This is a genomic window from Solibacillus sp. FSL W7-1436 (genome assembly GCF_038007305.1).
Lineage (GTDB): Bacteria > Bacillota > Bacilli > Bacillales_A > Planococcaceae > Solibacillus.
In genome coordinates this window covers 3,675,227-3,686,890 of record NZ_JBBOWV010000001.1, presented here as the reverse complement: position 1 = coordinate 3,686,890, position 11,664 = coordinate 3,675,227, and the positions used below count along the sequence as shown (strand labels likewise).

The window sequence follows — 11,664 nt, the reverse complement described above, 5'->3', positions numbered from 1 at the left end:
TTTTTAGCGTTTCTCTAAATACTAATGCAGAGGAAATTTATTAAGGAAGTGATTAAATGAAACGAAAAAAATGGAAAAGAATTGCGTTTATTTTATTTTTAGTCCTTTTATTTTTATTTGCAGCTATGTATGTTTTCAATAGTCTCGGTGAAGCGAAAGGACGGGACTATTATGAAGAAACAGGTCAAATTATTTGGGATATTCAAACGGACGAAAAGGTAGTGGCCCTGACATTTGATGATGGGCCGCATCCGAAATATACCGGGCAAATACTTGATTTACTTGAACAGTATGAGGCGAAGGGAACGTTTTTTATCGTGGGGCAACTGGCTGAAAAAAGCCCCGAACTCGTTTTGCGGATGCATGAAAGTGGACATGAGATCGCCAATCATACGTACACACATCCTTTTACAAAATCAGTTTCTCCCATTATGGAAGAGGTTAATCAAACATCCGATACAATTTACAGCATTACAGGCGTGAAGCCGAATTTATTCCGCCCGGTAGAAGGTTATTATACAGATGAACTCGTGAAAGAATCCGTCAAAAACGGCTATAAAATTGTTATGTGGTCATGGCATCAGGATACAGAAGACTGGAAAGATCCAGGTGTAAATAAAATAGTCAATACGGTATTGGACGGTCTTGGAAATGGAAATGTTGTGTTGTTCCATGATGGTGGAGGCAATCGGGAGCAGACAGTTCAAGCGTTGGAAAAAATATTGCCCGAGCTGAAAAAACAAGGCTACCGATTTATCACAATTTCACAGATGATCCGATTACAGAATGATACGAAACAACATATTGTAGAGGAGGAGAAATGATGAAATACCGTATTGCAATGATCATGACGTCCATTTTAATTTTAGGATTTATGCCAATTGCCGATGCCGAAGAGGACACCACCTTGACAAAAGAACAGCTCCTGCAAAAAAGGATGGACTATTATATACAGCATGAAAATATATTATTGCCCTGGTATTATCTGGCTGCCGTTGACCAGTTTGAACGGAATATTCAGGAAGTGCGAAAGGATATACCGAAACGGGAAAGTGTCATTGCCATTCAATTTTCGGATGAATTTTGGTCGGGAATTTTAAATCCGGCGGGTGATGATACATCACCGGTTTCGATTGCATATTTTAATGGAAGCGGTATGGACGGAAACGGAGATGGGGTAGCGGACCGTTCCGATGATAGAGATGTAATATTTACATTAGCGAACTATTTAAGACAGTACGGATATGGTGAGGATAATTTTAAGTTGGCATTATGGGACTATTATAAAAATGAACTATCAGTGAATCAAATACTTGTTATTGCAAAATTATATGAGAAATTCGGAACAATCAACTTGGATGATCATACATTTCCGTTATCCACTCATGCTGATTACAGCTATAGAGGAACATGGGGTGCTAATCGAGGCTGGGGCGGACGAAGAATTCATGAAGGAACAGATATTTTTGCTCCTTATAACACACCGGTCTATTCAACATCCTATGGTGTAATTGAAGTGATGGGGTGGAATCAGTTCGGGGGCTGGCGTGTCGGTATTCGTGATAACCATAACTCGTATCATTATTATGCACACCTCGCTTATTTCCAAAAAGGACTTAAAGAAGGCGATATTGTCGAGGCAGGACAAATTATCGGCTATGTCGGAAGTACAGGGTACGGAAAAGAAGGAACAGCCGGAAAATTCCCGCCGCATCTCCACTACGGCATCTATAAATTTAACGGCCGTACAGAATGGGCATTTGATCCGTATCCGGCCTTGGCAAGATGGGAAAAAGAAGCGAAGCAAAGAAAAAAATAATGATGGAATCCATTCTCGCTGTCTATAAAAGTGACGGTATCCCATATTCACTATACGTGGGCGTATAGAGGCATTACTTCTGTCAACAGAAGTTAAATTTCTGAATAAGCTATGAGATCTTTGCTTTTATAGATAGGGGAAATAAAATGAAAAAATACTTCATTTATTTAGTACTGATCGGTCTTTGTATACTTACGGGCTGTGAAAAGGCTCCGTATTCTGGTGTTTTTGACACGGGTGAAAAAGAACAGCAAATTGAAGCTTCAACTACAGCACCATTGCCGGAAAGTGAAGCGATTGTCGGAGAATATCCGCTTATCTATCCAGCTGTCATTACATTGATCGATCCGAGAACAATGGAAATCGTGAAATCGTTCACACCACAATTATTAGGATACGGCACGGATAGCCAACTGTACGAGACAAATGTAAAAAAAATAGCGAGGGAACTGGCAAGGGGGACTAAAAAAAGGACCGGCTATGATCAGGCAATGGTGCTCCACAAAATCGGGGAGAACGGGGATATTATTGAAGGCATTCCCGGTATCGTATTAAAGGAAAGTGAATTGGTCGAAAGAATTTTAGCAGCTTCGCCAAAAGGAAATCATATTTTTTTGCCGCTGTATATATTGGAGACCAATCTGGATATCGACATACCTTCACTGGATGATGTGACCGTTGCTTCGTTTACGACTTATTTTAATGGAACACAAACTGGAAGAAGTGAAAATATCGAGCTTTCCTCAAAGGCAATCCATAATATTTTAGTTGGGGATGGAGATTATTTTTCTTTTAATACAATGGTTGGAGAGCGAACGGTGGAAAAAGGTTATCAACCGGCACCTGAAATTATCAATAAGGAGCTGGTGATGGGGATTGGCGGTGGAATTTGCCAAACATCCTCGACATTATTTAATGCCGTCGACCAGTTAGGAATTCGCATTACGGAAAGGCATCACCATTCACTGAACATCGGCTATGTCCCGACAGGCAGGGATGCCACGGTTTCTTACGGATCGCTCGATTTCAAATTCCAAAATACGAGCGGGGCTCCGTTTTTAATTAAGTCGTATTACAGTAAAGGTGCCCTGACAATCGCCATCACGACATCACATCAATATAAAGATCTATTAAAAAAGTAATGAAATGCTGCTCTTTACATAAGGGCGGTTTTTTATTTTGTAGGTGTACCTTGATGAAAGAACATCCGCCATGTCCCGTTTTCATTGCGCCAAAGGGAGCTGCGGTTTTGGCTGTTGCCATTCGTGCGATTTGTAGTAACAAATCGTGTTTGTACAATCTGATCTGCAATTGAAATTGCCTGGAAATCCGTAACTGTAAATAACCATTCTTCAATACCTTGATCTGTTACTTCATTTAGTAAGAAAGGTTTATCCATAATGCCTCCGGATGACCCGTATTCTAGAAAATCCTCACTCAAGAGGTTGATAAAGTCTTCCTTTTTGTAATACATGAGTTGTTGTTCTAAAAGCAGAAATTGATTGTTAAGTGCAGTCATAAATAACCCTCCATTCGAATTGACTATCAGTGGAGCGATTTTCGATGTAAATCGTTTCTTTACAGATTTTCCGAACGAGAAAGCCCATCGTCTTTAGACATGGGAGGATAGTGAGGTCGGTCAAGAGATAGCTGTTGCTATCTCAATTGACCGAAATTTTCACTATCTATATTTATACACGTGCGTTGCAGTCTGTAATTCAAACTGATACAATTTGGTTATGGAAGAATACAGAAGAACAAACACAACCGTATCATTGATTAATTATCACTTTGTCTTTTGCCCTCGATACAGAAGGAAACTATTTCTTGATGACAATGTAGAACAGAGATTCAAAGAAATGGTGTACGAAATATGTGAGTCTATGAAAATAAAAGTGGTTGCCTTAGAATGTTACGAAGATCATGCACACCTATTTCTAAATGCACTACCTACATTAAGTCCTGCAAACATCATGGCAAAAATAAAAGGAGTGACATCTAAACGATTGCGTGAAGAATTTCCTCAACTACAACACTTGCCGAGTTTATGGACACGTTCATATTTTGTTTCTACCGCTAGAAATGTATCGAGTGAAACAATTAAACGTTATGTTGAGCAACAGAAGACAAGGGGGTGAAAACATGTCACAAACAATCACTGTCAACGTCAAATTGTTACCTACGAAAGAGCAGGCTTTGATTCTAACTGAAATGAGTAAAGAATACATTTCTACAATCAATGGTCTTGTAGTTGAAATGGTAAAAGAAAAGAAAAGCACCAGGAAAACAAGTAAAAACATGGATGTACTTTTGCCAAGTGCGGTAAAGAACCAAGCGATTAAAGATGCGAAAAGTGTTTTCAATAAGGCAAAGAAAACAAAATTTGAAACAGTTCCAGTGTTGAAGAAACCGATGTGTATCTGGAACAATCAAAACTATTCTTTTGATGTCACTCACATCTCCTTGCCTATCATGGTTGACAGAAAAACTAAGAAAACACCTATTCGCGCTTTATTGGTTGATAAAGATAATCGGAATTTCGATTTGCTTAAACATAAGTTAGGTGCACTGCGTGTTACAAAAAAGTCGAATAAATGGATTGCACAAATTTCCGTCACTATTCCTACTACTCAAAAAACAGGATTGAAAGTCATGGGAGTAGATTTAGGACTAAAAGTACCTGCTGTTGCTGTGACTGATAACGAAAAAGTGCGTTTCTTTGGTAATGGCAGACAAAATAAATTCAAGAAAAGGAAATTCCGTTCAGTTCGTAAAGAATTAGGGGAAAAGAAAAAGTTAAATGCTATCCGAAAATTGAACGACAAGGAACAGCGATGGATGAAAGACCAAGACCATAAAGTGAGTTGTGAAATAATTAATTTTGCGAAAGAAAATAAAATTTCTGTCATTCGTTTAGAACGATTAGCGAATATTAGACAGACGACAAGAACAAGTCGTAAAAACGAAAAGAATTTGCATACATGGTCATTCTATCGACTCGCTCAATTTATTGAATATAAAGCAAATTTAGCAGGGATGAAAGTTGACTATGTAAATCCTGCATATACAAGTCAAACATGCCCTAAATGTTCAAAAAAGAATAAGGCACAAGATAGGAAGTATCAATGTCCATGCGGATTCGAAACACATAGAGACATAATGGGTGCGATGAATATTCGATATGCACCTGTGGTTGATGGTAACAATCAACCAGCCTTATCTGCTAGATGCACTGGATAGGGAGGGGTAATGAGATACCCTAATCTTGAGGACTGTTCAAAACAGAAATGGACTGCGAACGCTTAGTCACTCAAGAATCCCACCCGTTAAACCGTAAGGGTTAGGGCTTGCGTCTTTAGACGTGGGAGTCTCAAATGGTATGATTTTGTCTTGTAGTTGTAAAGAAGGTTTAAGAAGGTGATTGTTATGTGGGAATCGGTAAAATGGTTAATTCCGTCTGTTACCGCACCGACTGTAGCAGATGGTCTGGCGGCTGCTGCAATAATTGTCGTTGGTTTACTCGTCATTCGATTCATAATACGGCCGCTGCTGTTCAAAATCGCGGATCTATTCAATAAAAAAAATCATCCGGTTTTTGGTGACATTACTAAAAGTGTGTATCCATCAATACGTAATGCCATTATTTTCAGCCTGATTGTGATGGCGGCATCTCTATTAGTGGAAGTATGGCTATTTGATAATGCGAAACTCGGTATTTATATCGATTCGGTTTATGTATTTTTTGCGTTTAAAGCGCTGTATGATGTACTCGGTTTTTATCTAAAAAATCCGCACCGGTTTGAAACAGGCAAAGATCAGGATATTTTAACACCGTTTTTCTTAAGGATGAGTAAAGTTGCGGTTATGGTAATTGCCATGTTTACAATTGCGTCACTGTGGAACTTTAATTTAAACGGGTTTTTAACTGCGATTGGACTGACAGGGGTTGCGCTTGCATTTGGTATTCGTGACACGCTCGCACATATATTCGGCGGGATGAGTGTTGCCTTGGATAAACCATTCCAGATCGGGGATTGGGTCATGTCGAGTGATGAAAAAATCGACGGGACGATCCAGGATATTAATTTGCGCAGTACAGTCATTCAAACATCCGACAAAGGCACTGTTTATGTACCGAACTCGTATTTGGTCAATCGGCCGATTTACAATTTGTCGAATCGGACAGAAAGAAAAGTGGAGCATTTCCTTCATGTTTCCATTGAAAACAGCGAGGAAAGTATTGTGAAGTTTTTGGAATCGGTACGTGAGCAAATATCATTGCATCCGAAAATCTCGAAAAAAATCATTCATGTGGCGATGGATGAGCTGATGCCGACAAGCTGTCGTATTCTTATCCGATACTTTGTCGAGACGAATGATACGGTTATTATGCTGCAAGTACGTCAGGAAATATTATTTGTAGCAAAACATTACTGTGAAGTGTATGATATTAAACTAGTTGATCCGAATGACGGTCAGTATGCATGGAATAATGGATAACCAGTGCCAAATTTAGAAAATGTGGCGTAACGGTTCTACATCCAGTCTATAATTGTAGTATACTGAACATAAGGATTTAAAGTAACAAGCGTTAGAAATCCATTAGTTTACATAAGAGAGGATGTATCGCAAATGGCTGAGAAACAACAAGTAGCATTCGTACAACCAACACCGGTTGGTAAAGAAGAATTAGGGAAGATTGAAGTCGCGCCTGAAGTAATTGAAGTTATCGCAGGTATCGCTGCAACAGAAGTGGAAGGAATCGCAGCAACACGCGGAAATTTCGCATCAGGTGTTGCTGAGCGTTTCGGTAAAAAAGTCCATTCGAAAGGCATCAAGTCAGCAATGTCTGAAGAAGGCAATATTGTCATTGATGTATTCTGCACTGTAAAATATGGTTATGCCATTCCAAAAGTGGCGAAAGAAGTGCAAACAACGATTCGTCAAGCCATTTTAAATATGACAGCCATCGAAACAAGCGAAGTGAACATCCACATTACAGGGATCCAGTTCGAAACTTCAAAAGACGCGGAATAATCGTATAGACATGAACCGAGCTCAATTAATTGAGGCTCGGTTTTTTTCGTTTCCTTAAGAGCGGATGCTTTAATTTAAAATGTTTTTTCATATTTTTGTGAATTTTAGGATATGAACAAGGCGAAAATAGGGTATAGATTTAAAGCTTCATTTGGTAAGGAGGAAAACGGTATGGGAAACTTTTCTGCAAATGCAAGAGAGCGACTGAAAAAAACATTTATAGAAGACACTTTTGATCTGTTTGTTATTGGAGGTGGAATTACAGGTGCGGGGATTGCACTGGATGCCGCCACACGAGGGTTAAAAGTAGGGTTGGCAGAAATGCAGGACTTTGCGGAAGGCACAAGTAGCCGATCGACAAAACTTGTGCACGGCGGCCTGCGCTACTTAAAACAATTCGAAATAAAAGAGGTTGCCGAGCTTGGTCGAGAACGGGCCATCGTTTATGAAAACGGACCACATGTCACAACACCTGTATGGATGTTGCTTCCCTTCCATAAAGGGGGGACATTTGGTTCGTTTTCGACGGCGCTTGGATTGAAAGTATACGACATTTTAGCGAATGTCAAAAAGGATGAACGACGCTTTATGCTTTCAGCAGATGAAACGATTGCCCGTGAACCGCTTATTAAAAAGGACGGTCTGCTCGGTGGCGGCGTTTATGTAGAATATCGTACAGACGATGCGCGCCTGACAATCGAAGTAATGAAGGCGGCTGTTGCCAACGGGGCAATCGCAATGAATCACCTGAAAGTTGTCGGTATTGAAGCGAATAACGTGGCCTTTTCTAAAGTGACGGTGGAAGACCAGCTCACTGGTGAACAATATGAAATTCGAGCAAAAAAAGTCGTCAACGCGGCAGGTCCATGGGTTGATGATGTGCGCAAATTAGATGGGGAACTTAATAACAAACATCTTATTTTATCGAAAGGTGTGCATCTCGTTTTCGATGAGGACGATTTCCCGCTGCAGCAGGCAATCTATTTTGATACGGAAAAAGATGGACGGATGATTTTTGCGATTCCGAGGGACGGCAAAGCATATGTCGGAACAACAGATACTTTTTACGAAGGCGATCCTGCAGACATAAAGGTAACAAAAGAGGATCGGCAATATATTATGGATGCGATTCATTATATGTTCCCACAACTGCAGCTGACAGAAGAAAAAATCGAATCGGCATGGGCAGGGGTGAGACCGCTTATCCATGAAGAAGGAAAGGGACCATCGGAAATTTCACGTAAAGATGAAATTTGGCAATCGGAAAGCGGACTTATTACGATTGCAGGCGGAAAACTGACAGGCTACCGTAAAATGGCGGAAAAAATCGTCGACCTAGTCGTAAAGCAATTAAATGATGAATACCAGATGAAATTCGGCAAATCCATTACAAAAAATCTTCCTATTTCGGGCGGGGAAACGAGCGGATCGAAGTTCTTTGAATCGTTTGTTGAAAAACGGACGATAAAAGGCCAGGATCTTGGATTAACGGAAGAACAGAGCCGTTATTTAGCAAAATTCTACGGTACAAATGTTGACAAAGTATTTGATTATATTAAACAGGCAAAAGGGAACTTACCGCCTGTTGTTTTCGGTCAGCTGTACTATGCGATAAATGAGGAATGTGCTTGTACTCCGAGCGACTTTTTCGTTCGTCGTACCGGGGCACTGTTATTTAATATCCACCTGGTAAAACAATATAAACAGCTTGTTATTGATGAAATGAGTAACTACCTAAACTGGACAGCAGAAGAAAAGCAGAAGCATACAGACCAACTAGAACAGGAACTACAAGACGTAACAATGACTTAGTGAAAAGAGGCGAAGGGAATGTCAACATTTTTAGCAGAATTAGTAGGAACAATGATCTTAATTATTTTAGGCGGCGGGGTTGTTGCTGGTTCCTTGCTGAAGTTTTCCAAAGCGGAAAATAGCGGCTGGGTTGTTATTACGATTGCCTGGGGTTTTGCTGTGGCAATCGCGGCATATACTGTAGGCGGAGTAAGTGGTGCCCACCTGAACCCTGCATTGACAATAGCATTTGCAACAATTGGTGACTTCCCATGGGCGGATGTTCCAATGTATATTATTGCACAAATATTAGGGGCAATTATTGGCGCAATCATCGTATATATTGCCTATTTGCCACACTGGTCACAAACAAAAGATCCGGATGCAAAATTAGCCGTTTTTGCTACAATTCCTGCCATTCGCCATCCTTTGGCAAATATCGTAACAGAAATGATAGGGACTTTTATTTTATTATTAGGAATTTTGGCGTTAGGCGGTAATTCTTTGGCGGATGGTATTAATCCGTTGCTTGTCGGTATTATCGTTATTGCGATTGGTATGAGTTTAGGAGGTCCAACAGGTTATGCCATCAATCCTGCCCGTGATTTAGGTCCCCGTATCGCGCATTTCTTCCTGCCGATACCAGGTAAACGTGATTCGGACTGGTCTTATGCCTTTGTGCCGATTGTCGGGCCGATAATAGGTGGAGTAACAGGCGCCCTGTTTTATAAACAGTTCTTTTTAAATGAAAATTCAGTTGCATTTTGGTTGTTTACAACGTTATTTGTTGTCATTTGTGTTATTGCATTTATTACACAATCCAAATCCGCTAAAAAGGAGATCGTATAATGGAAAAATATATTATGGCGTTAGATCAGGGTACGACTAGTTCACGTGCCATTTTATTCAATAAAAAAGGGGATATTGTTCATACAGCACAGCAGGAATTTAAACAACATTTCCCGAAATCGGGTTGGGTTGAGCATAATGCCAAGGAAATTTGGAGCTCGATTTTATCCGTCATCGCAAAAGTTTTATCGGAAAATAATATCCAAGCGTCACAAATCGAAGGAATCGGAATTACGAATCAGCGTGAGACAACGGTTGTCTGGGATAAAAATACGGGTGAACCGGTTTATAATGCAATCGTTTGGCAATCGCGCCAAACTGCGGAAATTTGCGATTCGTTAAAAGAAGCAGGACATAACGAACTGTTCCGTAATAAAACCGGCTTGCTCATCGATGCGTATTTTTCCGGCACGAAAGTAAAATGGATTTTGGACAATGTAGAAGGCACACGCGAAAAGGCGGAAGCGGGCGATCTGCTTTTCGGAACGATTGATACATGGATTATATGGAAGCTGACTGAAGGTGCTGTTCATGTAACGGACTATTCGAATGCTTCGCGAACATTAATGTACAATATTTACGAATTGAAATGGGATGAGGAATTGCTGGACATTTTAGGCGTTCCTGCATCCATGCTGCCGGAAGTAAAACCGTCCTCTGAAATTTACGGCGAAATTGCGGGTAATCACTTCTTTGGTCACCGTGTACCAATTGCGGGTATCGCCGGAGACCAGCAGGCAGCATTGTTCGGTCAAGCCTGCTATGAACAGGGCATGGTGAAAAATACTTACGGAACCGGTTGTTTCATGCTGATGAATACAGGTGAAGAAGCAGTGAAATCGGAGCACGGCCTGCTTACAACGATCGCTTGGGGATATGATGGAAAAGTGACATATGCGCTTGAAGGAAGTATCTTTGTTGCCGGTTCCGCGATACAGTGGCTTCGTGATGGCCTTCGTATGTTCCGAAAATCTTCTGAAAGTGAAGCATATGCAGCCCGTGTAAAAGATACGGACGGTGTGTATGTCGTGCCGGCATTTGTCGGACTGGGAACACCGTATTGGGATAGTGAAGTGCGCGGCTCAGTATTCGGTTTGACACGCGGCACATCGAAGGAACACTTTATTCGTGCGACACTGGAGTCACTTGCCTATCAAACGCGCGATGTACTGTCGGCGATGGAATCCGATTCGGGTATCGAGTTAAGAAAATTGCGTGTTGACGGTGGTGCTGTCATGAACGACTTTTTAATGCAATTCCAGTCGGATATTTTAAATGTCCCTGTTGAACGTCCTTCTATCAATGAAACAACCGCACTTGGTGCAGCCTATTTAGCCGGGTTGGCTGTCGGATTTTGGGAAAATCTCGACGAAGTACAGCAACATTGGCAACTTAATCGCCAATTCGAGCCGGCAATGGATGAGGAGCAACGCGAATCATTGTTCACTGGGTGGCATAAAGCAGTTAAAGCTGCACAGGCGTTTAAGTGATAAATTTAATCGGAAAAATTGTCCTCCAAGACGTATGACGGCAGTCTCCTAATCCCGATCGAAATTATGCTATAATAGGTCATTATGTAGTTGAGGAGTTAAAATGATATGAGCAAAGATTATATTCGTATAGCAAATGAAGAAGATTTAACATTGATTAACGCTTATTTTAAGCAGGCCTTGTCACACTATGAAGAAGTAGGAGAGCTGATGGCGATGCAGGACATCCGTTATTTCCTTGAAAATATGGAGCATTTCCAGTTCTACGTACTAAAAGAAACAGCTGAACAAATGACGTACCTGTTTGAGTTCCCGGAATCAGGAAACGAAAAGCGCGAAACAGGCACGCTGATGATCCCATTACAGAATAATTAATATCACCTTATAATATAAGAGGCCTTCAGTAAGTTTTATAACGAGTTGATTGGAATGGAGGGGAGGCGACTCCAGCAGGAATAGCGTGACGCCTGAGACTAGGAACAAAAGCTAAGAACGCCACATCCTGTGGCAACGCTTTTGTGACCAACATCCTGTTGGCCTCACGCCTGCGGAAAGTGTCCGACCCGCAATGGAAATCAACTACCTAATATAAAAACCAGGTATTTTATTAACGAAAATAATTTAGACGACATGTTGATTTATCTCGAACATGTCGTTTTTTTATCGCAAATTTCACCA

The 11,664-nt window shown here is 40.8% G+C and carries 12 protein-coding genes; 11 read left to right on the top strand and 1 reads right to left on the bottom strand.

The window, feature by feature from the left end; translation table 11 throughout:
* Positions 1-56: 56 nt before the first annotated feature.
* The 3 genes from MKX73_RS18270 (at position 57) to MKX73_RS18260 (ending at position 2,961) form a co-directional block, all read left to right on the top strand.
* The gene (locus tag MKX73_RS18270; protein ID WP_340718683.1) at positions 57-824 is read left to right on the top strand and encodes a polysaccharide deacetylase family protein; all 768 of its coding nucleotides are present in this window, start codon (positions 57-59) and stop codon (positions 822-824) included.
* Complete coding sequence (locus MKX73_RS18265; RefSeq protein WP_340718940.1) at positions 824-1,819, top strand: M23 family metallopeptidase; 996 nt, start codon at positions 824-826, stop codon at positions 1,817-1,819. Before MKX73_RS18270 ends, MKX73_RS18265 begins: the two co-directional genes overlap by 1 nt.
* A 146-nt stretch (positions 1,820-1,965) precedes the next feature.
* Positions 1,966-2,961 carry a VanW family protein gene (locus MKX73_RS18260; protein ID WP_340718682.1) on the top strand — a complete coding sequence of 332 codons (996 nt, stop codon included), beginning with the start codon at positions 1,966-1,968 and terminating at the stop codon, positions 2,959-2,961.
* A gap of 32 nt (positions 2,962-2,993) precedes the next feature.
* Here MKX73_RS18260 and MKX73_RS18255 read toward each other — a convergent pair whose 3' ends face one another.
* Positions 2,994-3,338, bottom strand: coding sequence for a nuclear transport factor 2 family protein (locus MKX73_RS18255; RefSeq protein WP_340718681.1), 345 nt, complete (start codon positions 3,336-3,338; stop codon positions 2,994-2,996).
* A gap of 220 nt (positions 3,339-3,558) precedes the next feature.
* On the opposite strand from MKX73_RS18255, the gene tnpA reads away from it, so the two are divergent.
* The 8 genes from tnpA to MKX73_RS18215 all read left to right on the top strand — a co-directional run bounded on the left by tnpA (position 3,559) and on the right by MKX73_RS18215 (position 11,361).
* Positions 3,559-3,957 carry an IS200/IS605 family transposase gene (gene tnpA / locus MKX73_RS18250; protein ID WP_340718680.1) on the top strand — a complete coding sequence of 133 codons (399 nt, stop codon included), beginning with the start codon at positions 3,559-3,561 and terminating at the stop codon, positions 3,955-3,957.
* A gap of 4 nt (positions 3,958-3,961) precedes the next feature.
* Entirely contained in the window at positions 3,962-5,059 is a 1,098-nt protein-coding gene (locus tag MKX73_RS18245; protein ID WP_340718679.1) for a transposase, read from the top strand.
* Positions 5,060-5,245: 186 nt separating this feature from the next.
* On the top strand, positions 5,246-6,319 hold the full coding sequence (locus tag MKX73_RS18240; RefSeq protein ID WP_340718678.1) for a mechanosensitive ion channel family protein: 1,074 nt from the start codon (positions 5,246-5,248) through the stop codon (positions 6,317-6,319).
* Between the two features lie 132 nt (positions 6,320-6,451).
* Complete coding sequence (locus MKX73_RS18235; RefSeq protein ID WP_008404246.1) at positions 6,452-6,856, top strand: Asp23/Gls24 family envelope stress response protein; 405 nt, start codon at positions 6,452-6,454, stop codon at positions 6,854-6,856.
* Positions 6,857-7,027: 171 nt separating this feature from the next.
* The gene (locus MKX73_RS18230) at positions 7,028-8,668 is read left to right on the top strand and encodes a glycerol-3-phosphate dehydrogenase/oxidase (protein ID WP_340718677.1); all 1,641 of its coding nucleotides are present in this window, start codon (positions 7,028-7,030) and stop codon (positions 8,666-8,668) included.
* Between the two features lie 18 nt (positions 8,669-8,686).
* Positions 8,687-9,496: an MIP/aquaporin family protein gene (locus MKX73_RS18225; RefSeq protein ID WP_340718676.1), complete on the top strand. Its 810-nt coding sequence runs from the start codon at positions 8,687-8,689 to the stop codon at positions 9,494-9,496.
* Entirely contained in the window at positions 9,496-10,986 is a 1,491-nt protein-coding gene (gene glpK / locus MKX73_RS18220) for a glycerol kinase GlpK (protein ID WP_340718675.1), read from the top strand. Before MKX73_RS18225 ends, glpK begins: the two co-directional genes overlap by 1 nt.
* A 108-nt stretch (positions 10,987-11,094) precedes the next feature.
* Entirely contained in the window at positions 11,095-11,361 is a 267-nt protein-coding gene (locus MKX73_RS18215) for an aminopeptidase (RefSeq protein WP_340718674.1), read from the top strand.
* Positions 11,362-11,664 lie beyond the last annotated feature (303 nt).